Genomic DNA, 26849 nt, shown 5'->3' with positions numbered 1-26849 from the left:
AGCCTGGTTCAATCACTCCACACACTAAGTTCGAGTCAGAAGTATACGTACTTTCTAAAGATGAAGGCGGCCGTCATACTCCGTTCTTCAAAGGCTACCGTCCACAGTTCTACTTCCGTACAACTGACGTAACTGGTGATATCTCTCTACCAGAAGGCGTAGAAATGGTAATGCCTGGCGACAACATCCAAATGGTTGTAGAGCTAATCGCTCCAATCGCAATGGATGATGGCCTACGTTTCGCTATCCGTGAAGGTGGCCGTACAGTAGGTGCTGGTGTTGTTGCTAAGATCTTCGAATAATTCTTAGGAATTAATTGAAGGTATTACGATACCGCATTAGAAAAGGGAAGCTTCGGCTTCCCTTTTTCGTTTTGGTTATATCTAGATTTTATGCTTTTTTAAGACTCTCCATCCGCTTACATCTTCAAATCAAAGGGTTAGCCTAGTCCAGTTTCAGCTTTCTAAACGAAAGACTTCATATCTTCAGCTGCTGTTCCATAATCGTGTTTTCCATATAACAAATTGGTCTTAACAAGCACATAAATCTAACTGGTAACAAGAACGATTCTTGTTTATATTCCTTGGCGAGATGTCAGTTGTAGGGGATTTAAATGTACGTTTGCCTTTGTCATGGTATATCCGATAAAAAAATCAAACAGTTAGTTCTGGAAGAAGGCATTGCCGATATGCGTAGCATTAAGAAATGCACGGCTTTGGGGTCGCAATGCGGTAAGTGTATAAAGCAAGCAAAGCAAATTATTAACGAAACAGCTCCGCAGTTGTATAAACAAGCCTGCTAAGTTGGCTATTCGCTTTTTGACTCTTAGTTGATTGGTTCTACAGTTAAGTGAACCAACAAAGGAGGGTTTTACATGAAAGGCGATCCCATCATTATCCAACATCTAAATAAAATACTTGGCAATGAACTCATCGCGATTAATCAATACTTCCTTCATGCTCGGATGTACAAAGACTGGGGCTTGAAGCACCTAGCTGATAAGGAATACCACGAGTCAATTGATGAAATGAACCACGCTGATCATCTTATCGAGCGTATTTTGTTTCTAGAAGGGCTGCCGAACGTGCAAGATTTAGGCAAGCTGATGATTGGTGAAGATCCCAAAGAAATGATTGAGTGCGACTTAAAACTTGAGATGATGGCGATTCCTGATCTTAAATCTGCGATTGCTTATGCCGAGGATATACATGATTACGTATCTCGCGATCTATTCCAAGATATCTTGGAAGATGAAGAAGAGCATGTCGATTGGCTAGAAACTCAACTTGGTTTAATTGACATGACGGGTATTCAGAACTATTTGCAAGCTCAGTTTGTTGACGATGATGAGGACGACTAAGCCTTACTTTTCTTTCTCTTTCAGCGCTTGGTTTCTCGGGCGCTTTTGCTTCACTTCATTATTTCGCATTCACGACATTTCTCTTGCTTAAGTTGTTCTCTTTCTGTACTATTCGTGCTCCTTAAAACTCGGTCAATTATCTTTAGTTCCTTGCTTCCTCTGGACGACCGGGCCACTCGTGGAAGCTAATAATCCGTAAGGAGCAACACATGCGTCATTACGAAATCGTATTCATGGTGCACCCTGATCAAAGCGAGCAGGTTGCTGGCATGATCGAGCGTTACACTGGTTCTATCACTGAAGCTGGCGGTGTTGTACACCGTCTAGAAGATTGGGGTCGTCGTCAACTGGCTTACCCAATCAACAAGCTTCACAAAGCTCACTACGTTCTTATGAACGTTGAAGCTGGCCAAGCTGTAATCGATGAACTAGAAACTGCTTTCCGTTACAACGATGCAGTTCTACGTAACATGATCATGCGTACTAAAGCAGCGATCACTGAGCAATCTATCATGCTTAAGCAACGCGAAGAGCGTGCTCCTCGTCGTGAAGAGCGTACAGATTCGCGTCCAGAAGCTGCTGCTGAGTAATTGTTTGCATGACTAATCGAATGGAGCTCAGTGGCAGCGTCGCTAAGCCTCCTATTCGTAGTAAAAGCCCTAGTGGAATAGAGCACTGCCGTTTTTGGCTTGAGCACCGTTCCACTGTTATTGAAGCCGATTTAGCTCGTCAAGTTTATTGTCGTATGCCAGTCGTTGTCAGTGGGCTTAAGTCACAAGCATTAACTCACAATTTAGTACAAGGCAGTAACATTAAGGTAGGAGGCTTTGTCGCTTACCAAACCGGCCGAAATGGCGTTGGTAAATTAGTGTTGCATGCCGACAACATTACTCAAATTTAAGATCAGGAGATAGCCCATGGCTCGTTTCTTCCGTCGTCGTAAATTCTGCCGTTTCACTGCAGAAGGCGTACAAGAGATTGATTACAAAGACGTAGCAACTCTTAAAAACTACATCACTGAAGCTGGTAAAATCGTACCTAGCCGTATCACTGGCACAAGTGCTAAATACCAGCGTCAACTAGCTCGTGCTATTAAGCGTTCACGCTACCTAGCTCTACTACCGTACACTGATAAGCATCAGTAATCGGTTCGTTTTATTAAGACAGAGGATTAAATAATGCAAGTTATTCTACTTGATAAAATCGGTAACCTAGGTGCACTTGGCGACGCAGTAAACGTTAAATCTGGCTACGCTCGTAACTTCCTTATCCCACAGGGTAAAGCAGTTATGGCTACTAAAGCTAACGTTGAAATGTTCGAAGTTCGTCGTGCTGAACTAGAAGCTAAAGTTGCTGAGCAACTAGCTGCTGCTGAAGCTCGCGCTGAGCAAGTTAACGCACTAGAAGTAGTTGTACTAGCTTCTAAAGCTGGTGACGAAGGTAAACTATTCGGTTCTATCGGTACTCGCGACATCGCTGAAGCAATCACTGCTGCTGGCGTTAAAGTTGTGAAAAGCGAAGTTCGTCTTCCTGAAGGCGCTCTACGTAACACTGGTGAGTTCGCGATCAGCGTTCAACTTCACTCTGAAGTTTTCGCTACAGTAAACCTACAAGTTGTTGCTGAAAAATAATTTCAGTTTCAAGACGTATTAATAAAAAGCACCTCATTGAGGTGCTTTTTTTATGTCTCTAGAATGCAAATAGTAAATTGACGGAAAAAATGTTGTCGGAGTTGCTTAAGCCTTCCGGAACACTGTCATGATACTGCCTTGAATAGGCAAGCTTGAGTGCGATATCCTCGGTGATGGCATTGATAATGCTCGCATCGGTGTCAATTCTAGTATTGCTGTGACCAGCAACCAAGGTCATTGCTGCTTCCAATGCCAAGTTGTCTAACGCTTGCCACTTGGAGTTGATTTTTCCACGAAAAATTGCTTCTTCAACGATATCTGGGAAAATGATATCGTCGTCATCAATCTCATCTAAATTCGGCTCTTGGTAACGAAAACCTGGTCCCAATTCCAATTCAAGAACTACATCCTTGGTATTGGCAAACTGGTAACCTAATCCCCCCGATAAAGTGTAATCTTTGTAATAAGCGCTATAACGGGAATCGACACCCTTAAAGCTGCCATATAGGTAGGTTTTTGCGGTGAGTTTGTAGTCCGTTTGCGCGCTGTAGGTCGATTGGCGCTTATCTTCTTCGCCATCTTTATAAAGTAGATAGAATTTCCATTCGCCACTGGTACGATGGCGTCCTCGAATGTATTCAGCATCAATGCGTGAATTGAGTGATTCTGAACTCGAATTACCTGAGTGAGCTTGATAGCCAAACTCCACTTCGCTTTTCCAAGGCGATGGGATTTCAATGTCACTAGAGGTTTCCGTTTCATGTGCGTGTGCCAGAGTGGCACTAAATAAACCAAAACAGACCAACCAAACTTTTGTCACAGACGTCCTCAACAATAAATAACAGCAAGCGGGTACAAAATAACACGGAATGGTAGTAGCAAAGCATTAATTCTCGGTCAGCAATGCGTTAATTATCGCAGTGATTCAGACAATCTTTGGCTCAATGGAAGACAAAGATTGTATTCTCGTTATAATAATCGGTCATTGAAAGTAGTTGAGCAAAACCATGGCAGATAATCGCAGAAGCAAAACCCCTGATGCACAAGTTGACGCAATCAAGGTACCACCACATTCATTAGAAGCTGAACAGTCGGTTATTGGTGGACTATTGCTGGACAATGAGCGTTGGGACACGGTTGCAGAGCGTGTCGTAGTGCGTGATTTCTATAGTCGTCCACACCGCATCATATTTGAAGCGGTGAAGCGTATTCTGGAAGACAATAAGCCGTTGGACTTGATCACCCTCTCTGAGCATCTGGAACTGCATGAGCATCTTGAAGATGTAGGTGGCTTTGCTTATCTTGCCGATTTGGTTAAGAACACCCCAAGCGCGGCCAATATCAATGCTTACGCAGATATCGTCGCTGAACGCGCAATAGTACGTGGTTTGATTGGTGTAGCGAACGAAATTGCCGATGCTGGCTATGATCCACAAGGACGCTCATCTGCCGACCTCGTTGATCTCGCGGAGAGTAAAGTATTTGCGATTGCAGAATCTCGCACGAAAGAGAATGACGGTCCACAGAGTGTCGATAACATTCTTGAAAAAACGCTTGAACGAATAGAGCTACTCTATAAGTCACCGCAAGATGGTGTGACAGGTGTTGATACGGGCTTCACTGATCTGAACAAAAAAACCGCCGGTCTTCAGGGGTCGGATTTGGTGATTGTTGCTGCTCGTCCTTCAATGGGTAAGACGACTTTTGCGATGAATTTATGTGAAAATGCAGCAATGGTTTCAGATAAGCCTGTGCTTATATTTTCACTAGAGATGCCAGCCGATCAAATCATGATGCGTATGTTAGCTTCTCTTTCTCGCGTTGATCAAACCAAGATTCGTACTGGTCAGCTAGATGATGAAGATTGGGCTCGAATTTCTTCTTCCATGGGTATTTTGATGGAGAAGAAAAACATGTACATCGATGATAGCTCAGGCTTAACACCGACAGAACTTCGCTCACGAGCACGACGTATTGCGCGCGAACATGATGGTTTGTCTATGATTATGGTCGACTACCTGCAATTGATGCGTGTGCCAGGTATGCAAGATAACCGAACTCTCGAAATTTCTGAAATTTCACGCTCGTTGAAAGCATTAGCAAAAGAACTTAACGTCCCAGTTGTAGCTCTCTCCCAGCTTAACCGTTCCCTAGAGCAGCGCGCAGATAAAAGACCGATCAACTCGGATTTGCGTGAATCAGGAGCAATTGAGCAAGATGCGGATTTGATCATGTTTATCTATCGTGATGAGGTGTATAACCCAGATAGTTCGATGAAAGGTACGGCAGAAATTATTTTGGGTAAGCAACGTAATGGTCCGATCGGTTCTGTGCGTTTGACTTTCCAAGGGCAGTATTCAAGATTCGATAACTATGGCGGCCCAGCCTTTGATATGGATGACGAGTAAAGATATGAGTTATATGAAGGCAGCGACGGCTCATGTCGATCTCGCTGCATTGAAGCACAATTGGCAACAATTGAAGCAACAGGCACCACAGAGCAAAATGATGGCAGTGGTGAAAGCCAACGGATATGGGCATGGTTTACATCAAATCGCTAAGAATTCAGTCGGAGCGGATGCCTTTGGTGTTGCCCGTATTGAGGAAGCGTTGCAACTACGTGCAGCCGGTATTGTAAAACCGATTTTATTGCTAGAAGGTTTCTATTCGCCGGGCGATTTACCTGTGCTGATAACGAACAATATTCAAACCGTGGTGCATTGTGTAGAACAACTTGAAGCACTTGAAAATGCAATATTGGAAACGCCAGTTCAAGTTTGGTTGAAAGTTGATAGTGGAATGCATCGCCTTGGTGTTCGACCTGAACAGCTAGATGATTTCATCTCCCGACTAAAAGCCTGCGACAACGTAGCGAAGCCGGTACGTTATATGAGCCATTTCGCCAGTGCAGATGAATTGGATAAAGTGACATCTCATCAACAAATCGAGCTGTTCTTATCATTAACTGATGGTTGTGAAGGTGAGCGTTCTTTAGCAGCCTCTGCTGGCATATTAGCTTGGCCAGAAAGCCACCTAGAGTGGGTGAGACCCGGTATCATTATGTATGGTGTGTCGCCATTTTCGGATAAATCGGCAACACAGCTAGGTTTCCAACCTGTCATGACACTGAAGTCGCATATCATTGCGGTGCGTGAAGTGAAAAAAGGCGAAAGTATAGGTTATGGTGGTACTTGGACCAGTGAGCGAGATACCAAAGTGGGTGTAATCGCAATTGGTTATGGTGATGGCTACCCTAGAACGGCGCCTAATGGGACACCTGTGTTTGTTAACGGTCGAAAAGTGCCTATAGCCGGTCGCGTGTCTATGGATATGTTGAGCGTCGATTTAGGATTTGATGCAGTCGATAGAGTTGGTGATGAAGTTACTCTCTGGGGTAAAGAGTTGCCTGCCGAAGAAGTGGCAGAACACATAGGCACGATCGCGTATGAACTGGTTACTAAACTGACACCGCGCGTTGATATGGTCTACTCAGACTAATCATTTTTAAAAGGAGCACAGATGGTGCTCCTTTTTCTATCTCGCTATTCACCCTGAATCGTTGCAATCACTCTTCGACTCCCACCTAGATCACGATGTTCACCTAAGTAAATACCCTGCCATGTTCCCAACGCTAAACGACCGTTACTAATGGGAATCGTGATACTCGACCCAATCGTTGATGCTTTTATATGTGCTGGCATATCATCATCGCCTTCATAGGTGTGTTGATAATATGGTGCTTGCTCTGGTACAAAATGATTAAAGTGCTGATCCATATCAGATCGAACGGTCGGGTCTGCATTTTCATTAATGGTTAAACTTGCCGAAGTATGCTGAATAAAAAGATGTAATAAACCTACTGATAGTGAGCCAATTGGAGGTAGTTGCTGTGTGATTTCATCCGTAACTAGGTGGAATCCACGCGGCTTTGCTTGTAAATCTATCGTTGCTTGAGACCACATACAGTTTCCTTAGTCATTTATTTGGCAAAATTTGCGAAGATAGCTAGTCTAACTTCACATATTCTAGTTTATTTCGTACATGAACTAAGCTATTGAACGTGATATAACTCAATGTGATCAAATTAAGACTGAGCCATAATTCACTATTGAAAAAAAATTACATAATTTTGTATTGTGATAATTAGTTTAGATACCTAGAAAAGATTCTTTTTTTTGCTTAAATCGGGGATTCCAAAGGTTTTGTATAAAACCGGGGAATAAGAGCTACTGTAACATCGGAATAGAGACCATGTTGAAAAATATAAACCCAACGCAAACGCAGGCGTGGAAAGCGTTAACAGCACATTTTGAATCTGCTCAAGATATGGATTTAACTGAGTTGTTTGCTAACGATGCAGCACGCTTTGACAAGTTTTCTACTCGTTTTGGTAACGATCTTCTTATCGATTACTCTAAAAACTTAATCAACCAAGAAACGTTACAGCATCTTTTTGCTTTGGCAAAAGAGACATCGCTTCAATCTGCGATTGATGCGATGTTCAGTGGTGAATCAATTAACCAAACGGAAGAGCGCGCAGTACTGCACACGGCACTACGCAATCGCGCAAATAAACTGGTAATGGTGGATGGCGAAGACGTCATGCCTGCCGTTAACGCGGTATTAGTAAAGATCAAATCATTCACTGAACGCGTTATTGGCGGTGAATGGAAAGGCTATTCTGGTAAAGAAATCACTGATATCGTAAATATTGGTATTGGTGGTTCTGATCTTGGTCCTTACATGGTGACAGAGGCGCTATCGCCTTATAAGAATCACCTAAATCTACACTTTGTTTCTAACGTTGACGGCACTCATATCGTCGAAACATTGAAAAAAGTAAACCCGGAAACAACATTGTTCCTAATTGCGTCTAAAACATTTACGACGCAAGAAACCATGACTAACGCACATAGTGCTCGTGATTGGTTCTTAGAAACAGCGGGAGACCAAGCTCACGTAGCGAAGCATTTTGCTGCGCTTTCGACCAATGGATCTGCGGTTTCAGAATTTGGTATCGATACCGAGAACATGTTTGAATTTTGGGATTGGGTAGGTGGTCGTTACTCTCTATGGTCAGCAATTGGTTTGTCTATTGCTCTCTCAGTAGGATATGAGAATTTCGTTGAGCTTCTAGAAGGTGCTCATGAGATGGATAGCCACTTTGTATCAACTGAGCTAGAAAGTAATATTCCAGTGATCTTGGCTTTGATCGGCATTTGGTACAACAACTTCCATGCCGCAGAATCAGAAGCAATCTTGCCTTACGATCAGTATATGCACCGTTTCGCTGCGTATTTCCAGCAAGGTAATATGGAATCAAACGGCAAGTATGTTGACCGTGAAGGCAATGCTGTGACTTATCAAACAGGTCCAATTATTTGGGGGGAGCCAGGAACGAATGGTCAACACGCGTTCTACCAGTTGATCCATCAAGGTACCAAGTTAATCCCTTGTGATTTCATAGCGCCAGCCATTAGCCACAATCCAGCCAGCGATCATCATCAAAAACTGATGTCTAACTTCTTTGCTCAAACCGAAGCGCTTGCATTTGGTAAGACAGCTGAAACAGTAAAAGCAGAGTTTATTAAAGCCGGTAAGAGTGAAGATGAAGCGGCAGCTTTGGCTCCTTTCAAAGTGTTTGAAGGCAATCGCCCAACTAACTCTATTCTTGTTAAGCAGATTACTCCGCACACATTGGGTAACTTGATTGCAATGTATGAGCACAAAATCTTCGTACAAGGCGTTATTTGGAATATCTTCAGCTTCGACCAATGGGGCGTAGAGCTAGGAAAACAGCTAGCCAATCAAATTCTACCAGAGCTTGCTGATGAGTCGGCGATCAACACGCATGACAGCTCAACTAATGGCTTAATTAACGCGTTTAAAGCCTTCAAAGCTTAATAACCTTCATACTTGAAGCTGCAGCGTTGTTGACGGCATAAATTCACCCTAGTCACATAGTTTACTATGCTCCTAGGGTTGAATTGATTTGTCGCCTAGCTACAACGTCAATTATTTTGGTTATGTATAAATGAATAATAAAAACGCCAGCGTTTTGCTGGCGTTCTTCTACCTTAATTCTGCTTTCCCGCATCCGTAGCGAAGCGTTCATGTTTAAACTGTATGGTGAACCGAACTCTTTACTTCAGTCTGAATGGCAAACTTCTGTCCCAGCAACGCAACTAACTGATCGTAGTAGGGTATGTTGGGTTTATTGCCTAGCAGTTTGCATAGTTCATTGCCGGTTGGTGTGAAGCGATAATAAAGCAAGCGTACGCCTTTGCTATGTGCTTGCAGTTGGAGGTTTTTGCCTTGATATATGAGAGGCAATGCTGACTCTAGTTCAATTTCCCCCGACTCTAATTCAGTGCCATGCATCAACCCTAGTTCAAACAGCACCAGTAAGCTGGAATAGGGGAGTTGGTAGCTGCCAACGTTGATATTGTTGGTGATATTGCGCTTGCCAAAACTAAAAATACCACCTTGAGAGCGAAACCCGACCAATAGTTTCCGGCTGCTATCGTGCCCAAAACTACAAGCGAGAGAAGCTGCTCGTTGCAGGATCTGCGCTTCTTTTGGTGCCATGTCTTGTAGCACTTTAAGTGCTTTCATCGATGTTGAACCCGGATTTGTCACTTCGCGTTTAAATACTTGGGCCCATAATCGCTGCATGGAAGGGTTATGTACTTCTTGCGCCATGTCGAAAAAGCGATATAACCAATCTTGCTCTGGTTCACCGGCTATCTCATCGCTGCACGAGCTGTGGGCAAGTTTTAAAATCTGCTCCAAGTTCTTTTGGCGCTGTTCTCGTCTTTGGCGTTCTCGTACCAAAGCCCTATCCAAAACCTGCTTTTGAGGTGACTCTTTTTGTAATAGTGCATCTAGCCCATGTGATTGAGCGATAAGTAAAATACGACTTGCACTGTCTTTTACATAATTTGACTTTTTTTCTTGGCGACTTTCTGGTTTTGAGTCGTGTTCAATGGTGACTGGTTTGCTGCTCTCAGACATGGGATTACCTTAACCAACAGTGAGTTATAACTTTACCTCGAACATCTAATGGCTACCAGAAAAACTATTGTGAGAGCGCTCGGCAAAATTAGCTATGCCCTTTGATAATACTTTGTTAAAGTTGTTATCGGTATTAACGAGGTTGTCATGAAGTATTCCAGAGGTAATAAACTGAAAAGACACCTGTCAATCGCTTTGCTTCTGCTTATCTATCTAGCAGTACTGGTGTATCTATCTAGATATCTCATATAACAAGGTATATCAGCAGGTTGTCAGTTTGTTAATAATCATCATATTCAGTTATGGTGCTTCCTTCCAATATATAGCCTGTTTCCGCCAACTCATGATTCATCGTCTCGGTTTTCAATATACCAATTACGTATATTACGTCCCACAGTTGTTGAATGGGTGCACCTTTAGGAAATTTCACATAGATGATTTGGTTCGGCGGCGGCGGTGGCACATGGATACAGGCGCCAAAATAAGGCACTAATAAAAACTCAGTGATCTTTTCTTCATCTCCTTCCAGGGGAATAACAAATCCCGGAATTTTTACTTCACTTCCGTTGAGTTCTGATCTGATTGAACCAACCTTTGTTTGTTGAACTGCACCACCTGAATGGTTGTTCACCATTGGCATTCCCATCGCATCGAATTGATTGCGTTCCGATTCAGGGATCAAGTCAATCCAGTCCAGTACCAAGAGATCTTCATTGGCTGCAGTATATGTAGGGACCGCTAACACCATTAGCGAACATAGAAGTAGTATGGTTTTTTTCATGGTTATACTCGTATTGTCATACCGTCGCTAAGAGATTGACGATAAGCTCGCAGCGCAGGAAAAATGCCAATCACTGTCCCCGAAATCTGGACAGCAGCGATCAACCCTAACTCATAGTATGACAGCATTATTAAAGGCAGTTGAATGCCGTAATATTGAGCCACAATGGGACCAATAAGCGCAAGTAGTGCGTAAAGCATCGTAATACCCACCAGTATACCAATAAACGTCAGCACGCTGGCTTCGAGTATCAATAAACTGAAGATGTGCCTTGGTCTTGCGCCCATCGTTCGTAAGATGGCCATTTCACGTCGCCTTTCTTGTAGGCTGGTTAATAGGCTAGAGAGCATCCCCAGTAAACCAGCGACGACGACAAAGCCTGAAACTACCATCAATGTTTGTTCTGCAATCGACATCATGCCCCAGAGTTCATGTAAGGCGACTCCGGGTAAAATGGCACTGAGTGGCTCCTTGGGGTAGGTATTAATTTGGCGTTGCAGAGCAAAGGTTTGGATTCTAGATTTCAAACCAACCATCATGGCGGTGATTTGCTTTGGCTGAAAGTTGTGTTGCTCGAGCTGATTTGCCGAAGGCGTATTGCCCAATCTCGCTCCAGACTCCCACCCTACGTGGATAGCTTCAATGGCTTCTAATGATACATGAACGGTTTTATCCACCGGTGTGCCCGTTGGTGAAAAAATACCGACCACAGTGAAAGGGAGGTTATCATGACGGCTAAACCCAACATCACTAATACCATGGGCAATGATGATCTCGCTGCCAATTTGGTAGCCCAACTTTTTTGCGACATCCGCACCAATGACGGCTTCAAACAAACCATTAAATGGTTTTCCTTGAGCTAAGTGCAAGTTCTGTTTATTGCCGTATCGATAATGCTCAAAGTAGCTTTGGTTGGTGCCCAAAACACGAAAGCTTTTGTGAGAATCGCCAAGTGAGAGTGGTATTGCCCACTTGACAGAACGATGTTGACTGAACTCTTGGTAACTCTTCCAATCGATGTTGTTAGTTGCATTGCCGATGCGAAATACCGAATAGAGCAGTAAGTTCACTTGCCCTGAACGTCCACCGACGATGAGATCTGTGCTTGAAATAGTATTGGCGAAACTGCTTTTTGCTTGGGTACGTATCCGTTCAACACCGAGCAGTAAGAGCAGTGATACAGCAACGGTTAGTATGGTCAAGCAAGCGGTGAGGCGGCGGTTCCTGACACTCTTCCATGCCAGCATTAGTGTTGGTGTCATGTGATGGTCTCCGCTTGGTTGATATGGCGCAGATCTAAGCTGCGATCAAACAGTGGTTCTAAGGTAGGATCATGGCTAACGAATAGTAGCGTTGCGTTTGCTTGGTTGACCTGATCTAACAGCAGCTCAATGAACGCAGAGCGGTTTTCATGATCTAATGATGAGGTTGGCTCATCGGCAATGATTAGTGGTGGATTGCCAATTAATGCCCGCGCGGCTGCCACGCGTTGTTGTTGACCGATACTGAGTTCCGTTACTGGCTTATTCAGTAGCGTTGCGGGGAGGTGGAGTTTGTTGAGTATTTCAGTGGCACGCACCGCTAATTCGACGTCAACCTGCTGTTGTTTCTGCCGTGAAAACTGGCACGGTAACATGACATTTTCTACCACGCTTAAGTAAGGTAGAAGATTAAACTGCTGGAAAATATAACCGATATTATCGGCGCGGAAACGGTCTCGTTGACGGTTATTGAGTAAGTTAAGATCTTGCCCCAGAATCTTTACCAAGCCATGTTGCGCTTGATGAATACCAGTGAGTAACCCGAGTAGCGTCGACTTCCCACAACCGCTAGGACCTTTGATAAATAAGTGCTCACCGCGAACCACGTCTAACTGCTCAATTATCAACGTTGGGCTTTGATTGCCTAGCCACGTGTAGTGCAGTTGCTTGAGTTCGATTACCTTAGATAGAGAGGGGGTATTCATTGTGTTTTCCAATCAATATCAATATCAGTTGAGCTTGGCGATATTGCCAAGCTCAACTCTGATTACATGTCGATGTTGCTGTTTTTTGGGCTCAGCTCGTATGCTGCTTGTTTCGCGTCAGTGAGCAAGTTCACGCGGATTTTTTCCGTTGTAGCAAAGAGTTTGAACCATTGTGTGTTTATCTGTTCAAGCTGATTGATTTGAGCGCACTGGTAGTGATATTCGACGGTAAACTCACCATGACTTGACTGTTCAGTATGCGGCTTATGATTATGATGTTTATCATCATTTTCTTCTTGATGATGTTTGCTTTCATCAGCATGATGGTCGTGGTCGTGGTCGTGGTCGTGGTCGTGGTCGTGGTCGTGGTCGTGGTCGTGGTCGTGGTGTTCATCTTCGCTCAAAGTATGGCGAACGGAGGTGTGTTCAATATGGCATTGCGCAGACTCGGTAAGGGTGATCACTGCTGCTGGTTTATTTAACTGAGCAAGTGCCTTTTCCAATACTTTTGACTGTTGTTGATTTTCTGGAGCATGCTCAAAACCGACAACGTCTGCACCGGGAGCGGTAATTTCAAATAGAAGTTCATTACCGTCTTGAGCAATATTAAATTCCACCTCGCCATGAACATGCGCATCATGCTGGCGGAATCCCTCTTCAGCAAAAGTCGATTGCGAGATGATTAAACCAAGGGCGATCGCAAGGGGAGAGAATTTGTTCATATTGTTTTCCTAAGCTAATTTTATTTATCTTTGTACCCACTCAATTAAAGGCGTGAGTATGAAATGTACCCGTCAATAAATTGGGATATAGAGTTGATATTTAATTTGTTTAGCTAAGCTTAGGTGGTGCTCGCGCAGAGTGCGCAATCACTGGAACTTCTAGATATTGATAGACAGCAGGCGAAGGCGGAGCTTCGGGGGAATTTAATATTGGAAGGGAAAAATGACTGGCTTTCGCTCCATGCAAAACACTAGCAAATAACTGGCAGTTATGGTGCTCATGATGTTGGGTGTTGAGATCCAATTGGTGGTGGATGACTGCAATGTTGCTCCATAGCAAAAGCATGACTGTAGCAAGTACAACCATAATCCTGCGCAGTGACAACAAACCAAAGCGATGCATGAAAACTCATTAACTAATAAAAAGCGTAATTGTTATACTATAACAATTACGCTTGAATACGTCAGAAGAAATTTATTCTGCTACAAATTTTGTGTAATTAATGCAAGAACTTGTTTAACGTCACTGCTAGACAGTGAGCCTTCTTTTACGAATAAGATTTTACCTTGCTTATCTTGCACTATGATTGCCGATGATTCAGCTTGTAATCCCCAAGTTTTGGCAAGTATGCCATCTTCATCGAGCACCATTGAAGACCATGGAAAGTCTGTTTTACTGTCTTGTGCCGATGACTTAACGAAAGATCCCGTACCCCAAATCGCATCATCTTGGTTGATGACTGTGGTGGTTTGATAGCTGGCAGAAGGGAATTTTGATTCGGTAATGGCGGTCATTAATGGCGCGTTCATTTCTTTAGAGCTGCTTCTTCCTGCAATGGCTTGAACCACACGAACTTTACCTAACATGCTATCACTGCTCCATGCTTGATATGCAGTGTCGTTATCTTTTACAAGGATCTCACCATAGCTAGTGACTTCAACACTTGGAGTCGATTGCCCGACAGTAAGGTTGTGAGCGGCGGCAAACATTGGAGAGCATGCAATAGCCAGTGCGAGTAGAGTTTTATTCGTCATTATTTTCTTCCTGTTTTGGTCATACTTAGCTGACAGTAATAAAGTATATACTCAATTTGTAGTTCCACTAGCCTGACCATCGTCTACTACGCTTGCGGTGGGAAGCAGATACCAGTGCCACCTAAACCACAGTATCCCTCAGGATTTTTTGCTAAATATTGCTGGTGGTAGTTTTCCGCAAAATAATATTCGTCCGCCATCATTACTTCGGTAGTGATTATAGAATTGCCGAGTAACTCTTGGTAAGTTTCTCTCGACTGTTGTGCTATTTCTAGCTGCTGTTGATCATAAACATAAATCACTGAGCGATATTGCGTACCGAGGTCATTACCTTGGCGCATACCTTGAGTTGGGTCATGGCGTTCCCAAAAGATGCGCAATAATGACTCCAATGAGATCTTGCTATTGTCAAACACCACTCGCACCACTTCGGTGTGCCCAGTTTTACCACTGCATACTTCTTCGTAGCTTGGATTAGGCGTATAACCACCTGAGTAACCGACAGAAGTACTGACAACACCATCGAGTTGCCAAAACAGCCTTTCTGCACCCCAAAAGCACCCCATACCAAGCAATACTTGTTGTTGCTCAGCAATTAAAGGAGCGTTAATGCTGCTACCATTAACATAGTGTTTATCTTCAATGATCAGTGGTTCATTACGACCCGCTAGCGCGAGTTCAGCTGCAATGAGGGTTTGTTTATCTAACATATTACTTTCCTTACATAGTTATTGGTAAACAAGACCGGGAATTTAACGCTTTTCCTACAGACGAATTTAATAACTCAAGTTATCATTTACTACAAACAATACGTAACAATAGTGCCAAAAGCCCATGATAAAAAAGCCGTTAGCCACCATCATTGCCCTTCTTTGTCTGCCAACTCTTGCAGCGGCGAATGATGTAGAGCTATCAATTGAAGGCTTAAAAGGAAAGGTAAAAACCAATGTGGAAGTTTATATTTCTTCGATTCCAGAAAAGGAATATGACACATCACTTCGTTTTCAATCGCGTTTAGAGCGCAGCATTACAGAGTCTCTCAATGCCTTGGGCTATTACCATCCAACTTTTAGCTTTCGTGTCTCGGAGAAAGGTGATGAGTTGATCGTCACTGTTACGCCAGGCGCGCCAGTTTTGATTAATCAATTGGATATCAAATTTGAAGGTGAGTCGAAGCAAGATCCAGATTTTGCCACACTAGTTAAAAAAAGCGGCTTAAAAGTTGGCAAGCGTTTGAATCACGGTTTGTATGATGGACTTAAGTCGAACATACGTAACCTAGCATTACAAAAAGGCTATTTTGAAGGTGACTACAAGATCAGCCGCTTAGAGGTCTCTCCCGATCTTAACCAAGCTTATATTCGGCTTCATTACGATAGTGGTATCCGTTATCACTTTGGTGAAACGATGATTACTGGCAGCCAGATTAAAGAAGATCGTGTCCATTCGTTAGAGCCATATAAAGTCGGCGACCCTTATCTTGTGTCTAAGGTCGGTGAGTATAACCAAAATTTGTCCAATACAGATTGGTTCTCTTCGGTATTTGTCGAGCCGGATTTAAGTTTGTTGGGGCAAGAGCGTGAGTTACCAATGAAGGTATCGTTGGCGCCACAAGCGCGCAATAAACTCGAAACAGGTATCGGTTACTCCACCGATGTTGGCGTTCGAGGTTCGCTTAAGTGGAAGAAGCCATGGGTGAATTCTCGCGGGCATAGTTTTGACAGTAGTTTTTTACTGTCTAAGCCGGAGCAGACGATCACAGCAGGTTATCGAATTCCGTTAGAGGATGTATTGAATGAATACTACCGAGTTCAGTACGGAATGAAGCAAGTCGACAGCCGTGATACCAAAAGCTTTGAATCTAACTTAGCGCTAGAACGTCATTGGACGTTAGATAATGGTTGGCACCGAACCTTATTTATTCGTTACTTGCTCGAGAACTACGAGCAAGGCATTCAAGATGACAACGCTCAATTCTTATTGCCCGGAGTTTCCTTCTCTCGAACTCGAGCACGAGGTGGCTCCATGCCAACTTGGGGCGATAGACAAAGCCTGACTCTTGAATACGGGGATCCTCATGCATTGTCGGAAACACAAGTATTGAGGGCGATAGGCGGCATGTCATGGATCCGCAGTTTAGGCGACAATCATAGGGGCATTTTCCGCATTGATGGTGGTGCCAATGTCGTGGATGATTTCGATAAGCTTTCACCGTCTTTACGTTTCTTTGCTGGTGGTGATAATAATTTGCGCGGCTATGGTTATGAATCTATTTCTCCTCGAGACAGCAGTAGTGCATTGAGCGGTGCTAAATTCATGGCGACCACTTCATTAGAATACCAATATCGACTGGTTGGTAATTGGTGGGGCGCGATGTTTTATGATTACGGGGATGCATTTAACGACACACCAGATTTTAAACGTGGTGTGGGGGTTGGTCTTCGTTGGGGATCGCCAGTAGGACCAGTTCGATTAGACTTTGCTTGGGGGCTAGATGCTAATCCCGGTGATGAGTTCCAATTGCACTTTACTTTAGGACCTGAGCTATGACCAAAGTGGTTTTGAAATGGTCAAAATGGCTATCTTTAGCCTTGCTGGGGCTAGTGTTAACGCTTTTAATCGCGTTCAGCGTATTGTTATTTACCAAGCCTGGGCTAGGGTTGGTAGTTTGGGGCGCAGAGCGTTTTGTGCCACAACTAAGAGTTGGTGATTATCAAGGGGCTATTTTCCCTCGCTTCACGCTGCAACAAGTTACGTTTAAAGATGATCAACTGCATATTGATACATCGATCCAATCATTAACGTTAGCCACTAAGCCCGCCTGTGTTACTGAACCTAGTATTTGTGTTGATGAACTGACGTTAACTGGGGTGACGTTTTCATTGACTGAGCTGCCCCAATCTCAAGCATCCGTACAACCAGAGCCGCCAACCACTAATACGTCGATTACCTCGCCATTGCCTATTCGGGTTGGGCGCGTGCTGCTCAAGGATGTGAACCTTGATATATTAGGTCACCAAATTCAATGGGAGACATTTGGCACAGGTTTGCTATTTCAAGGTAATCGATTAAACATCAATAAAACGGTTCTCAATGGTGCGAGCGTTAAGTTAGCTCCCAGTACAGACAAAGCCGCTAAAACGGAACAGAACAAAGTAAAAGATGTTCAGGCGATTGTTTTACCAAAGGTAGTACTGCCAGTTTCAATTGATTTGAGCCGCTTAGATATTGCTAATTTCAAACTTGATCAAGCAGATCCAGTAGTAGTGCATCACTTAGGATTGTCTGCTTTTGCCTCCGCTTCGAGCATTAATGTTTCAACTTTAGAGCTAGATATGCCTCAAGTGAAAGGGCAATTGTCAGGGCAAGTGACCTTGGCACAGGATTATCCGTTGGATATCTCGCTTGATGCGACGCTGGGTATAGACTCTATTGATGGTCAACAAGTGAATTTGATTGCGTCAGGTAGTGTTGAAAAACTTAAGTTGAAGGTGAAGTTGGATAAATTAGTCGAAGCGGAAATTGATGCTCAAGTTGAACCACTTGAGCCAAATATCCCTTTTGATATCTCACTGCGTAGCGGCAAAGCGCAATGGCCGCTGAAAGGGAAAGCGGACTATCAAGCGGATATTACTCGTTTTAGTGGCAAGGGCTCACTTAAAGGTTATCAAATAACGCTTGATGGTAAAGCAAGTGGACAACAAATTCCGGATGCCATTTTGCATCTTAAAGGTAAAGGGGACCTTTCGCAGATAGAGGTCTCTGAACTTGATATTGAAACCTTAGGCGGTTCGGTCAAAGGTAATGCGATGACCAATTGGCAACCCCCAATTAATTGGGCTGCTGATTTGAACATGGCGAATATTCAGCCGGGTCTGCAATGGCAACAAGCGGAAGGTAATATCAACGGCAAGCTAAGTACGACAGGCAGTTTGACTAAACAAGGTGGCTGGAAAGCTTCGGTACCGATGCTGGATATCGATGGTATGTTGCGTCAATACCCATTAAAGATTGTCGGTGGGCTGGATGTATCAGATAAAAAAGGCAAAGGGGTTATTTCTTTTCAAACGCCGAAGTTAGTCTTGTCTCATGGTCCCAATTCCCTTGAAGTTAAAGGTGAGCTAGAGCAATTGTGGGATATGGATATTCGTTTAAACCTTCCAGATCTTGCAAAATCAGTTCCAGAGCTAAAGGGCAGTGCTGCTGGCTCGGTGCTGTTGAGTGGCAAACTAACAGAGCCAAGAGTTGGTTTGAATATGTCGGTTGAGAATATCGATTGGCAAGGTGAAGCGCAGGTAGCGTCGGCGCAATTACAAGCTGATGTTATGCCCCTTCCTGCACCACATGGTGAGGCAAATCTTGTCGTTAAAGGGGTGAATTATCAAGATAGATTGATTGATGATATTACTCTGAAAGCATCAGGAACAGAGCAAGCGCATGAGTTAACGTTGGATGTTAAATCCAGTTTGGTTTCGACTAGCCTAGCTTTGAGCGGTAGTTTAACCACTAAACCAGAGCTTAATTGGCTTGGGCAGCTGAATCGTATGATGTTGCGCTCCGAGCAAGGCGTGTGGAAGCTTGATGAAGCAACGTTGCTTGGTTTTGATATGACGACACAACAGGCATCGGTGGGCGCTCATTGCTGGCGTCAAAGTGATTCGTCTTTGTGTTTAGATAAAGATATCAAAGTGGGTACCAGTGGCGAGGCTCAGCTTTCCATCAACCAATTTAGCTTGGTGCAAATTGGCATGTTCCTACCAGATAAAACCGATCTAGCTGGGTTGGTTAATGGCTCGGTGTGGGCTAAATGGACACCAAATGCACCGCCTGAATTGAAAGCATCGATTACGATGCCTAAAGGACAGGTCACCCAATTACTCGAGCAACCTTTGGTATTTGGTTGGGAGAGTGTCAAACTCAATGCCAATATTGCCAATGGTAAGTTAAATGCCGATTGGTTATTTGATGTTACTGACAACGGTGACGTTAGTGGTGAATTAACCATTCCTAATATTCAGGCAGAAGATAAACAAATTGAAGGTCGATTTACTTTAGGCTCTTTTAATCTAGACTTTCTCAATGTTCTGGTGGGTGAATACAGTACATTAAAATCAAATATTGAAACCGATCTCACGGTGTCTGGTCCACTGCTGCACCCTAAACTAATGGGTAAATTTGTGGTTGATGACATATTGCTGCAAGGTGATGTTTCACCGATAGAAGTAGATTCTGGTCAATTGACGATTGATTTCTCAGGTTACGATGCATCACTGAATGCAGTGTTGCAAACGCCGGATGGTCAACTTAATGTTATTGGTGACGCTGATTGGTTAGATTTGAGTGATTGGCGCACAAAAATGCGAGTGTTTGCTGAGGAACTTAAAGTTGTTATGCCGCCGATGGTTCGGGTAAAAGTGATACCTGATATGACAATTTCAGCGACACCTAAACATGCGCAAATTAACGGTACTATTGCATTACCTTGGGGGCGAATCGTAGTTGATGAGTTACCACCAAGTGCAGTTGGTATATCAAAGGACCAAGTGATTGTCGATGCACAAGGTAAGCCTGTGAAAGATGACAACACTGTGCCATTTGATATCGAAACTAACATCGATATTAGTATTGGTGACGATTTTAAACTGTCTGCTTTTGGGCTTGAAGGTGGTCTGGTCGGCAAGCTCAATGTGACACAGAAAAACAAAGGTCCGTTCATCACTGGCGAAGTTAACATTGTGGATGGTTCCTATACATCATTTGGACAAGATCTGTTGATATCGGAAGGTAAGATTTTGATGAATGGTCCGGTGGATCAACCCTACGTCCAAATCAAGGCGATTCGTAACCCAGACAATACACAAGATGATGTCACCGCTGGAGTGAAAGTGATTGGTCCAGCTGATGAACCTCAGCTGACCATTTTCTCTGATCCAGCCATGCCACAAGCGAATGCACTCTCTTATCTATTACGTGGTCAAGATATTGATGGTGAATCAGGTGGTAACGCAATGACCACCACCCTAATAGGGTTAAGTTTGGCCAAAAGTGGTAAGGTGGTTGGTGAGCTTGGTGAAGCATTTGGCGTTCAAGATCTGCAGCTTGATACAGCGGGTTCAGGTGACGAATCCCAAGTGACGGTCAGTGGATACGTATTGCCGGGCTTACAAGTAAAATATGGCGTTGGTATTTTTGATTCAGTGGGCGAGTTTACCGTTCGTTATCGATTAATGAAGAACCTTTATCTAGAAGCTGTTTCAGGCTTAGATAGCGCGGTGGATATTCTCTATCAGTTCGAATTTGACTAAGAGGTTTGTCATGCAGCATTTAATTTTTGTTTATGGGACTTTACGACAAGGCGAGAGCAATCACGGTATTCTATCTCAAGCCCAACGTCTTGGTCAGCATGAAACACCACCAGAATACGCGCTTTATGATCTTGGTACATACCCAGCCGTAATCAGTGGACATCAGGTCATATTCGGTGAGGTTTACCTGATTGATGATGTGATATTAAAAGCGCTAGATGCGTTAGAAGATGTCCCTGTGGAATATCGTCGGGAGTTGATTGATACGCCATTTGGACAGGCTTGGATATACCTTTATCAAGATGCCTCTTTGTTAGACGTGATCATTTCTTCAGGCGATTGGTGCCAGCGTATATAATCATAATGGTCCCTTTACAAATGCGAGGAAAAGCCAATGAAATGGAAAGTACTATTACTGTCTTTTATCTTGATTGGCTGTTCATCCCAAATCACACCCACGCTTCCCGACGATGCGTCAGCTTGGCAAAGCTATGGCGAAAAACGGGCAGAAGAGGGCTATAGACTTCAATCTGAAAAAACGCTATTAGCCCACTCATTATCCGGGCAAGTACCCGCTGAGTTGTATCAAGCCTATTTAGATGGTTACGAGATAGGTAAGGAAAAATACTGCGGGCAAAATGCGCGCATGCTCGGGCGCATTGGTAAGCCATATCGTGGAATCTGCGATGATATCGATCCGTTTTTTCAATCGGATTATAATAATGCCCTTAGACAGTGGTAACTCATACCTAAGAAAATAGAAGCCAGCAATGCTGGCTTTTTTGATGTCAGGAATGACTGGTTTACTTCTGAGCGCGTTGATAAGACTCTAGAATTTCTTGACGAGCGGCTTCTGCATCTTCCCACCCATCCACTATCACCCACTTGCCGACTTCCAGTTCTTTGTATCGTTCGAAAAACTGTGAGATTTGTGCTTTTAACAATGCAGGTAGGTCATCAACATCTTGAATATGGTCGTACTCTTTTGACAGCTTGGTATGAGGTACCGCCACTATTTTCGCATCTTCTCCGGATTCATCCGTCATTTTTAGCACGCCAACAGGGCGACAACGAATAACAGCGCCAGGCATCAACGGGTAGGGCGTAGGAACCAACACGTCGACTGGGTCACCATCTAATGAAAGGGTGTGGTTCACATATCCGTAGTTACATGGGTAGAACATCGGAGCAGACATAAAGCGATCGACAAATATGGCGCCTGAATCTTTGTCTACTTCATATTTAATTGGATCTGCGTTAGCTGGAATCTCAATTACTACATACAAATCATCCGGTAGTGATTTCCCAGCGGGTACGTCATTTAAGCTCATGAGTTATATCCTTATATTTACTTGGTCAAAAATGCGTCTATTACCTTACTGGTAAATAGTGATCGATGTAAACAAACTGTTGTGAAATTTAGAGCTAAAAAAAGCGCCCTAAGGCGCTTTTCTCTATTACTCGGTGTCGCGATATTTTTCGATAAACTCTTCGACTTTGCTGACCATGTTCTTCGAACCAACCACAAATGGCACACGTTGATGTAGTTCAGTTGGTTTAATATCCATGATACGAGCAACGCCGTCTGATGCAGTACCGCCAGCTTGCTCAATGATATAAGCCATTGGGTTGCACTCGTAAAGCAGGCGTAGTTTTCCTTGTGGGTAGTTCTGTGTACTAGGGTAAAGGTAGACACCACCCTTCAATAGATTGCGATGGAAATCGGCAACAAGAGAACCAATATATCGAGATGTATACGGGCGATTACTTGCCGAGTCATTTTCTTGGCAATATTTAATGTATTTTTTAATGCCGAGAGGAAAACGGAAATAGTTACCTTCGTTGATTGAATAAATCTGACCATCTTTTGGGACCATCATATTTTCATGCGATAGACAGAAGGTACCCAAAGAAGGATCGTAGGTAAAACCGTTTACTCCGTTACCAGTGGTGTAAACCAGCATGGTTGATGAACCATAGATAACGTAGCCAGCAGCGACTTGCATGTTGCCTGGTTGCAGGAAATCTTCTTGTGTTGGTGGGGTGCCAATCGGTGATACACGGCGGTAAATTGAGAAAATGGTGCCAACAGAAACGTTCACGTCGATATTGGATGAACCATCAAGAGGATCCATCAATACAACATATTTTGCGTTTTTGTTGAGCTCTTTATTAAATGCGACAGCTTCATCTTCTTCTTCACTGGCAACACCACAAACTTGATCACGAGCCTCTAAGGCGGCCTTGAACTTATCATTAGCGTATAGGTCAAGTTTTTGCTGCTCTTCACCTTGTACGTTTTCTGCGCCTACAGATCCTGTGATATCCGCAAGACCAGCTTTATTAATTTCTCGGTTTACAATCTTAGCCGCTAAGCGAATAGAAGAGAGTAACGAAGAAAGGTCGCCACTTGCGTGAGGGAAGTCTGCTTGTTTCTCAACGATGAATTCGCCAAGGGTGCGCATTCCAGACATGATATTTCCTTTTTTAAGTTTAGCTATTGGGGCTTAATAACTGATGGGCTTTCGGCGAAGCCTCATCGGTTTTGTTACGTTCGATAGGTTGAACGAATGATTATTAGGTAAGTGTAAGTCGTATATCTTTTTATGGGTAATGAAGTAACTGATTGAGATCTCGTTTTATTTACTTGCTGGATAAGGAGTCTCATGCCGTAAAATGAATGGCTAAATACTCATCAAATAAAGCGTTTTAGTCGTATTAGCGTGATCAAAATGGTTCGCTTTTGCTGCTATTGTCGCCATAATGAGTCGGTAATTTTCGCGTAGAACAAGGTTAAGTTTATGCATATTCATATCTTGGGGATCTGTGGCACCTTTATGGGTGGTGCGGCAACGTTGGCTCGTCAACTTGGTCATAAAGTCACAGGTAGTGACGCAAACGTTTACCCTCCCATGAGTACAATGCTTGAAGCTCAAGGTATTGAAATTATAGAAGGTTTCGACCCTTCGCAATTAAGCCCTGCACCAGACCTAGTGGTCATTGGCAACGCGATGAGTCGCGGCAATCCGTGTGTGGAATATGTACTCAATAGTAACCTTCGTTATACCTCAGGACCGCAGTGGTTACAGGAGTTTTTGTTGCATGACCGATGGGTACTTGCGGTGTCAGGTACTCATGGTAAAACCACCACCTCAAGTATGTTGGCTTGGGTATTAGAAGATTGCGGATATCAGCCAGGTTTCTTAGTGGGCGGTGTATTAGGTAATTTTGGTATTTCTGCTCGTTTAGGCGAAAGCATGTTTTTTGTGGTGGAAGCTGACGAATACGACAGTGCTTTTTTTGATAAGCGTTCAAAGTTTGTTCATTACCATCCGCGTACTTTAGTCATCAATAATCTTGAGTTTGATCATGCAGACATCTTCGACGATCTTGAAGCGATAAAGCGTCAATTTCATCATTTAGTGCGCACGGTTCCGGGCAATGGTCGCGTCCTTTCACCGAAGAAAGATCAGGCGATTGAGGATGTATTAGCGCGTGGTTGCTGGAGTGAAAATGAGTTCACTGGTGAGCAAGGTGATTGGCGAGCAGAAAAAGTGAAAAAAGATGGCTCAGAATTTCATATTTTCTTAAAACAACAGCAAGTTGGTACGGTAAAATGGGGTTTGGTTGGCGATCACAATGTTGATAATGCATTGATGGCGGTTGCTGCTGCACGTCACGTTGGTGTTGCGCCTGATCTTGCCTGTGAAGCTCTGGGTAAGTTTATTAACACAAAGCGTCGTTTAGAATTTAAAGGCACGGTGAATGGCGTGTCGGTTTATGATGACTTTGCTCATCACCCAACGGCGATTGAACTGACACTAGGTGGATTACGTAACAAGATTGGCGAAGATAAAATTATCGCGGTTTTAGAGCCTCGTTCTGCCACCATGAAACGTGGAGTACATAAAGACACGTTAGCCGCTTCGCTTCACAGTGCCGATCAAGTTTTCCTATACCAACCAGATAGCATTGATTGGTCGGTGGAAGAGGTAGCGAAACAGTGCCGCCAGCCAGCGAGCACCAGTGCTAACATTGATTTATTAGTTGCAGAAATTGTCGCAAGCGCAAAGTCCGGAGATCACATTTTGGTGATGAGCAATGGTGGCTTTGAAGGTATCCACGACAAACTATTAGCGAGCTTGGCGGAATAAATAGCATGACAAAGCACAGTGACAAAGCGATCACATTGGCGTTTACCGGAGCTTCAGGGGCGCCTTATGGTTTACGTTTATTAGAATGCCTGCTAGCAGCAGACTTCCAAGTCTATTTACTAATATCGTCAGCTGCGCGAGTTGTGATGGCTACCGAGCATAACTTAAAGCTCCCCAGTGGTCCTGACGCTGCAAAGCAAGCACTGGTTGAGCATCTCAACTGTGACCCTGCTAAATTAGTTGTCTGCGGTAAGGATGACTGGTTTTCACCAGTAGCTTCAGGCTCTGCCGCACCAAAACAGATGGTGGTTTGTCCTTGTTCCGCGGGTAGCGTTGCTGCGATTGCCCACGGCATGTCCGATAATCTGATTGAACGCGCGGCAGATGTGGTAATGAAGGAGCGCGGGCAGTTATTGTTGGTGGTACGTGAAACCCCGTTCTCTACGCTGCATTTAGAGAACATGCACAAGTTGTCGCAAATGGGGGTGACTATTATGCCTGCCGCGCCAGGTTTTTATCATCAGCCTAAAACCATCGAAGATTTAGTCGATTTTATGGTCGCGCGCATCTTGGATCATCTTGGTGTTGAGCAAGGTCTGGTACCACGCTGGGGCTATGACCAACGCTTATAGCAATCTCAATTGTTTAGCTGTTCAATTTTCTAGCGATTGTATATAGCTATTGATAGGTGGAATGATTACAATCCATTCCATACTCATCGGGGAGCAAAGTGGTAGAACACTAGCTGAGATCGACATTTTGTCGGGACCCGTGGACCTGAACCAGATAATGCTGGCGTAGGAATTGAGTCAGGATAATTGATTATTACGGAAAATTAAGCCTCGACCTCAAACCTGTGCCGCTCAACTTCGGAGAGCGAACAGTGAAAACCACTCTAACAGCCCTAGCGATCGCAAGTGCTTCTTTTTCTGCTTTGGCGGCAGACAATACCTTAACCGTTTATACCTATGATTCCTTTGCTGCAGATTGGGGGCCAGCTCCCGCGGTCAAAAAAGCGTTTGAAGCTCAATGTGGTTGTGAGCTTAACTTTGTTGCTTTAGATGACGGTGTTTCTATTCTAAATCGCCTTCGATTGGAAAACGGCAAGAGCAAAGCAGATATTGTGCTAGGTCTTGATAACAACCTAATGACAGAAGCAAAGAATACCGGTTTGTTGACTGCGCACTCAGTTGATACCTCGATGGTGACGATTCCGGGGGGCTGGCAAGATAAAACGTTTGTGCCATATGACTTTAGTTACTTCGCTTTTGTTTACAACACAGAGAAGCTGACCAACCCACCAAAGAGCTTAAAAGAGTTGGTTGAACAGCGTGATGATTTGAAAGTGATTTATCAAGACCCACGTACATCAACACCAGGACAAGGCTTTATGCTATGGATGAAATCAATCTATGGTGATGATGTCTCACAAGCTTGGCAAAAGCTGGCAGGTAAAACGGTAACGGTCACCAAGGGCTGGTCAGAAGCGTACTCTATGTTCTTAAAAGGTGAGTCTGATATGGTGTTGTCATACACCACTTCACCGGCTTATCACATCATTGCTGAAGATGATAAGCGCTTTGCAGCTGCGAATTTTGCTGAAGGTCACTACACCCAAGTTGAAGTCGCTGCGAAAGTTAAAGGCTCTAAAAACGAAGCGTTAGCTGATCAATTTATGCAGTTTATTTTGAGTGACGGTTTCCAATCAGCAATGCCGACCGGTAACTGGATGTACCCAGTCACCGATATTAAATTGCCACAAGGTTACCAATCACTCACTGTGCCTGACAAAGCGCTAAGCTTCACTTCCGATGAAGTGGCAACGCAACGCAAAGCATGGATCCGTGAATGGCAAAATGCTCTAACGCGCTAAGGTGTTTG

Annotated in this window: 29 protein-coding genes and 1 riboswitch; of the genes, 17 read left to right on the top strand and 12 right to left on the bottom strand. The window is 43.8% G+C overall.

Annotated elements, in window-relative coordinates:
- The 7 genes from L4C38_RS17440 to rplI form a co-directional block, all read left to right on the top strand.
- Positions 1-302 (top strand): EF-Tu C-terminal domain-related protein (locus tag L4C38_RS17440; RefSeq protein ID WP_489686414.1); only part of this gene is annotated, 302 nt, incomplete at its 5' end.
- 311 nt (positions 303-613) lie between these two features.
- The gene (locus tag L4C38_RS17435; protein ID WP_428798826.1) at positions 614-802 is read left to right on the top strand and encodes a (2Fe-2S)-binding protein; all 189 of its coding nucleotides are present in this window, start codon (positions 614-616) and stop codon (positions 800-802) included.
- Between the two features lie 72 nt (positions 803-874).
- Positions 875-1360 carry a bacterioferritin gene (gene bfr / locus L4C38_RS17430; RefSeq protein ID WP_428798825.1) on the top strand — a complete coding sequence of 162 codons (486 nt, stop codon included), beginning with the start codon at positions 875-877 and terminating at the stop codon, positions 1358-1360.
- Positions 1361-1569: 209 nt separating this feature from the next.
- Positions 1570-1950 carry a 30S ribosomal protein S6 gene (gene rpsF / locus L4C38_RS17425; protein ID WP_428798824.1) on the top strand — a complete coding sequence of 127 codons (381 nt, stop codon included), beginning with the start codon at positions 1570-1572 and terminating at the stop codon, positions 1948-1950.
- Between the two features lie 8 nt (positions 1951-1958).
- Positions 1959-2261 (top strand): primosomal replication protein N, encoded by a 303-nt coding sequence (gene priB, locus L4C38_RS17420; protein ID WP_428798823.1) that lies wholly within the window; start codon positions 1959-1961, stop codon positions 2259-2261.
- A 16-nt stretch (positions 2262-2277) separates the two neighbouring features.
- Positions 2278-2505, top strand: coding sequence for a 30S ribosomal protein S18 (gene rpsR / locus L4C38_RS17415; RefSeq protein ID WP_000090472.1), 228 nt, complete (start codon positions 2278-2280; stop codon positions 2503-2505).
- 33 nt (positions 2506-2538) lie between these two features.
- Entirely contained in the window at positions 2539-2991 is a 453-nt protein-coding gene (gene rplI / locus L4C38_RS17410; protein WP_428798822.1) for a 50S ribosomal protein L9, read from the top strand.
- A gap of 58 nt (positions 2992-3049) precedes the next feature.
- Here rplI and L4C38_RS17405 read toward each other — a convergent pair whose 3' ends face one another.
- On the bottom strand, positions 3050-3766 hold the full coding sequence (locus L4C38_RS17405) for a DUF481 domain-containing protein (protein ID WP_428798831.1): 717 nt from the start codon (positions 3764-3766) through the stop codon (positions 3050-3052).
- Positions 3767-3998: 232 nt separating this feature from the next.
- On the opposite strand from L4C38_RS17405, the gene L4C38_RS17400 reads away from it, so the two are divergent.
- On the top strand, positions 3999-5399 hold the full coding sequence (locus L4C38_RS17400; protein WP_428798821.1) for a replicative DNA helicase: 1401 nt from the start codon (positions 3999-4001) through the stop codon (positions 5397-5399).
- 13 nt (positions 5400-5412) lie between these two features.
- Positions 5413-6489 (top strand): alanine racemase, encoded by a 1077-nt coding sequence (gene alr, locus L4C38_RS17395; protein ID WP_428798830.1) that lies wholly within the window; start codon positions 5413-5415, stop codon positions 6487-6489.
- A 44-nt stretch (positions 6490-6533) separates the two neighbouring features.
- Here the strand turns inward: alr and L4C38_RS17390 are convergent, their stop codons facing one another.
- A complete protein-coding gene (locus L4C38_RS17390; RefSeq protein ID WP_428798820.1) occupies positions 6534-6953 on the bottom strand; it encodes a secondary thiamine-phosphate synthase enzyme YjbQ in 420 nt (139 codons plus the stop codon).
- Positions 6954-7242: 289 nt separating this feature from the next.
- On the opposite strand from L4C38_RS17390, the gene pgi reads away from it, so the two are divergent.
- The gene (pgi, locus tag L4C38_RS17385) at positions 7243-8895 is read left to right on the top strand and encodes a glucose-6-phosphate isomerase (RefSeq protein WP_428798819.1); all 1653 of its coding nucleotides are present in this window, start codon (positions 7243-7245) and stop codon (positions 8893-8895) included.
- A 213-nt stretch (positions 8896-9108) separates the two neighbouring features.
- Here pgi and L4C38_RS17380 read toward each other — a convergent pair whose 3' ends face one another.
- The 8 genes from L4C38_RS17380 to msrA form a co-directional block, all read right to left on the bottom strand.
- Entirely contained in the window at positions 9109-10005 is an 897-nt protein-coding gene (locus L4C38_RS17380) for a TIGR03899 family protein (protein WP_428798818.1), read from the bottom strand.
- 280 nt (positions 10006-10285) lie between these two features.
- Positions 10286-10786 carry a DUF3299 domain-containing protein gene (locus L4C38_RS17375; protein WP_428798817.1) on the bottom strand — a complete coding sequence of 167 codons (501 nt, stop codon included), beginning with the start codon at positions 10784-10786 and terminating at the stop codon, positions 10286-10288.
- A gap of 2 nt (positions 10787-10788) precedes the next feature.
- The gene (locus tag L4C38_RS17370) at positions 10789-12048 is read right to left on the bottom strand and encodes an ABC transporter permease (RefSeq protein WP_428798816.1); all 1260 of its coding nucleotides are present in this window, start codon (positions 12046-12048) and stop codon (positions 10789-10791) included.
- Positions 12045-12752 (bottom strand): ABC transporter ATP-binding protein, encoded by a 708-nt coding sequence (locus L4C38_RS17365; RefSeq protein ID WP_428798815.1) that lies wholly within the window; start codon positions 12750-12752, stop codon positions 12045-12047. Before L4C38_RS17365 ends, L4C38_RS17370 begins: the two co-directional genes overlap by 4 nt.
- A 62-nt stretch (positions 12753-12814) precedes the next feature.
- Positions 12815-13474 carry a zinc uptake protein ZrgA gene (gene zrgA / locus L4C38_RS17360; RefSeq protein ID WP_428798814.1) on the bottom strand — a complete coding sequence of 220 codons (660 nt, stop codon included), beginning with the start codon at positions 13472-13474 and terminating at the stop codon, positions 12815-12817.
- A 109-nt stretch (positions 13475-13583) separates the two neighbouring features.
- Positions 13584-13877: a DUF2607 family protein gene (locus tag L4C38_RS17355; protein WP_428798813.1), complete on the bottom strand. Its 294-nt coding sequence runs from the start codon at positions 13875-13877 to the stop codon at positions 13584-13586.
- An 80-nt stretch (positions 13878-13957) separates the two neighbouring features.
- Complete coding sequence (locus L4C38_RS17350; protein ID WP_428798812.1) at positions 13958-14509, bottom strand: YtfJ family protein; 552 nt, start codon at positions 14507-14509, stop codon at positions 13958-13960.
- Positions 14510-14595: 86 nt separating this feature from the next.
- Positions 14596-15219 carry a peptide-methionine (S)-S-oxide reductase MsrA gene (gene msrA, locus L4C38_RS17345; protein ID WP_428798811.1) on the bottom strand — a complete coding sequence of 208 codons (624 nt, stop codon included), beginning with the start codon at positions 15217-15219 and terminating at the stop codon, positions 14596-14598.
- Positions 15220-15343: 124 nt separating this feature from the next.
- Between msrA and tamA the strand changes: the two genes are divergently transcribed.
- From tamA to L4C38_RS17325, 4 genes are read left to right on the top strand one after another with little or no spacing between them, the layout of a single operon-like run.
- Positions 15344-17059 carry an autotransporter assembly complex protein TamA gene (gene tamA / locus L4C38_RS17340; RefSeq protein WP_428798810.1) on the top strand — a complete coding sequence of 572 codons (1716 nt, stop codon included), beginning with the start codon at positions 15344-15346 and terminating at the stop codon, positions 17057-17059.
- The gene (gene tamB, locus L4C38_RS17335) at positions 17056-20814 is read left to right on the top strand and encodes an autotransporter assembly complex protein TamB (protein WP_428798809.1); all 3759 of its coding nucleotides are present in this window, start codon (positions 17056-17058) and stop codon (positions 20812-20814) included. The genes tamA and tamB overlap by 4 nt, the downstream gene beginning before the upstream one ends.
- A gap of 10 nt (positions 20815-20824) precedes the next feature.
- Positions 20825-21172, top strand: a complete 348-nt coding sequence (locus L4C38_RS17330) for a gamma-glutamylcyclotransferase family protein (RefSeq protein ID WP_428798808.1) — start codon at positions 20825-20827, stop codon at positions 21170-21172.
- Between the two features lie 36 nt (positions 21173-21208).
- Positions 21209-21556 (top strand): DUF2799 domain-containing protein, encoded by a 348-nt coding sequence (locus L4C38_RS17325; RefSeq protein ID WP_428798807.1) that lies wholly within the window; start codon positions 21209-21211, stop codon positions 21554-21556.
- A gap of 61 nt (positions 21557-21617) precedes the next feature.
- Here the strand turns inward: L4C38_RS17325 and ppa are convergent, their stop codons facing one another.
- Both ppa and fbp read right to left on the bottom strand, forming a co-directional pair.
- A complete protein-coding gene (gene ppa / locus L4C38_RS17320) occupies positions 21618-22145 on the bottom strand; it encodes an inorganic diphosphatase (protein ID WP_428798806.1) in 528 nt (175 codons plus the stop codon).
- Positions 22146-22271: 126 nt separating this feature from the next.
- A complete protein-coding gene (gene fbp, locus L4C38_RS17315) occupies positions 22272-23288 on the bottom strand; it encodes a class 1 fructose-bisphosphatase (RefSeq protein ID WP_428798805.1) in 1017 nt (338 codons plus the stop codon).
- 327 nt (positions 23289-23615) lie between these two features.
- Here fbp and mpl point away from each other — a divergent pair, with 327 nt between their 5' ends.
- From mpl to thiB, 3 genes are all read left to right on the top strand, one after another.
- Positions 23616-24968: a UDP-N-acetylmuramate:L-alanyl-gamma-D-glutamyl-meso-diaminopimelate ligase gene (gene mpl, locus L4C38_RS17310; RefSeq protein ID WP_428798804.1), complete on the top strand. Its 1353-nt coding sequence runs from the start codon at positions 23616-23618 to the stop codon at positions 24966-24968.
- Between the two features lie 5 nt (positions 24969-24973).
- Positions 24974-25600 (top strand): flavin prenyltransferase UbiX, encoded by a 627-nt coding sequence (locus tag L4C38_RS17305; RefSeq protein WP_428798803.1) that lies wholly within the window; start codon positions 24974-24976, stop codon positions 25598-25600.
- Positions 25601-25677: 77 nt separating this feature from the next.
- Positions 25678-25789, top strand: a riboswitch (TPP riboswitch).
- 62 nt (positions 25790-25851) lie between these two features.
- Complete coding sequence (gene thiB, locus L4C38_RS17300) at positions 25852-26841, top strand: thiamine ABC transporter substrate binding subunit (protein WP_428798802.1); 990 nt, start codon at positions 25852-25854, stop codon at positions 26839-26841.
- The last annotated feature ends 8 nt before the right edge of the window (positions 26842-26849 follow it).

The organism is Vibrio kasasachensis (assembly GCF_050337565.1).
Classification (GTDB): Bacteria; Pseudomonadota; Gammaproteobacteria; order Enterobacterales; family Vibrionaceae; genus Vibrio; species Vibrio kasasachensis.
This window is presented reverse-complemented; position numbering and strand designations above follow the sequence as displayed.

What these genes read in the sequence shown, in the direction of transcription:
- L4C38_RS17435 (WP_428798826.1), top strand. Translation starts at nt 614, where the DNA reads ATGTACGTTTGCCTTTGTCATGGTATATCCGATAAAAAAATCAAACAG.
- bfr (WP_428798825.1), top strand. Translation starts at nt 875, where the DNA reads ATGAAAGGCGATCCCATCATTATCCAACATCTAAATAAAATACTTGGC.
- rpsF (WP_428798824.1), top strand. Translation starts at nt 1,570, where the DNA reads ATGCGTCATTACGAAATCGTATTCATGGTGCACCCTGATCAAAGCGAG.
- priB (WP_428798823.1), top strand. Translation starts at nt 1,959, where the DNA reads ATGACTAATCGAATGGAGCTCAGTGGCAGCGTCGCTAAGCCTCCTATT.
- rpsR (WP_000090472.1), top strand. Translation starts at nt 2,278, where the DNA reads ATGGCTCGTTTCTTCCGTCGTCGTAAATTCTGCCGTTTCACTGCAGAA.
- rplI (WP_428798822.1), top strand. Translation starts at nt 2,539, where the DNA reads ATGCAAGTTATTCTACTTGATAAAATCGGTAACCTAGGTGCACTTGGC.
- L4C38_RS17400 (WP_428798821.1), top strand. Translation starts at nt 3,999, where the DNA reads ATGGCAGATAATCGCAGAAGCAAAACCCCTGATGCACAAGTTGACGCA.
- alr (WP_428798830.1), top strand. Translation starts at nt 5,413, where the DNA reads ATGAAGGCAGCGACGGCTCATGTCGATCTCGCTGCATTGAAGCACAAT.
- L4C38_RS17390 (WP_428798820.1), bottom strand. Translation starts at nt 6,953, where the DNA reads ATGTGGTCTCAAGCAACGATAGATTTACAAGCAAAGCCGCGTGGATTC.
- pgi (WP_428798819.1), top strand. Translation starts at nt 7,243, where the DNA reads ATGTTGAAAAATATAAACCCAACGCAAACGCAGGCGTGGAAAGCGTTA.
- L4C38_RS17380 (WP_428798818.1), bottom strand. Translation starts at nt 10,005, where the DNA reads ATGTCTGAGAGCAGCAAACCAGTCACCATTGAACACGACTCAAAACCA.
- L4C38_RS17375 (WP_428798817.1), bottom strand. Translation starts at nt 10,786, where the DNA reads ATGAAAAAAACCATACTACTTCTATGTTCGCTAATGGTGTTAGCGGTC.
- L4C38_RS17370 (WP_428798816.1), bottom strand. Translation starts at nt 12,048, where the DNA reads ATGACACCAACACTAATGCTGGCATGGAAGAGTGTCAGGAACCGCCGC.
- L4C38_RS17365 (WP_428798815.1), bottom strand. Translation starts at nt 12,752, where the DNA reads ATGAATACCCCCTCTCTATCTAAGGTAATCGAACTCAAGCAACTGCAC.
- zrgA (WP_428798814.1), bottom strand. Translation starts at nt 13,474, where the DNA reads ATGAACAAATTCTCTCCCCTTGCGATCGCCCTTGGTTTAATCATCTCG.
- L4C38_RS17355 (WP_428798813.1), bottom strand. Translation starts at nt 13,877, where the DNA reads ATGCATCGCTTTGGTTTGTTGTCACTGCGCAGGATTATGGTTGTACTT.
- L4C38_RS17350 (WP_428798812.1), bottom strand. Translation starts at nt 14,509, where the DNA reads ATGACGAATAAAACTCTACTCGCACTGGCTATTGCATGCTCTCCAATG.
- msrA (WP_428798811.1), bottom strand. Translation starts at nt 15,219, where the DNA reads ATGTTAGATAAACAAACCCTCATTGCAGCTGAACTCGCGCTAGCGGGT.
- tamA (WP_428798810.1), top strand. Translation starts at nt 15,344, where the DNA reads ATGATAAAAAAGCCGTTAGCCACCATCATTGCCCTTCTTTGTCTGCCA.
- tamB (WP_428798809.1), top strand. Translation starts at nt 17,056, where the DNA reads ATGACCAAAGTGGTTTTGAAATGGTCAAAATGGCTATCTTTAGCCTTG.
- L4C38_RS17330 (WP_428798808.1), top strand. Translation starts at nt 20,825, where the DNA reads ATGCAGCATTTAATTTTTGTTTATGGGACTTTACGACAAGGCGAGAGC.
- L4C38_RS17325 (WP_428798807.1), top strand. Translation starts at nt 21,209, where the DNA reads ATGAAATGGAAAGTACTATTACTGTCTTTTATCTTGATTGGCTGTTCA.
- ppa (WP_428798806.1), bottom strand. Translation starts at nt 22,145, where the DNA reads ATGAGCTTAAATGACGTACCCGCTGGGAAATCACTACCGGATGATTTG.
- fbp (WP_428798805.1), bottom strand. Translation starts at nt 23,288, where the DNA reads ATGTCTGGAATGCGCACCCTTGGCGAATTCATCGTTGAGAAACAAGCA.
- mpl (WP_428798804.1), top strand. Translation starts at nt 23,616, where the DNA reads ATGCATATTCATATCTTGGGGATCTGTGGCACCTTTATGGGTGGTGCG.
- L4C38_RS17305 (WP_428798803.1), top strand. Translation starts at nt 24,974, where the DNA reads ATGACAAAGCACAGTGACAAAGCGATCACATTGGCGTTTACCGGAGCT.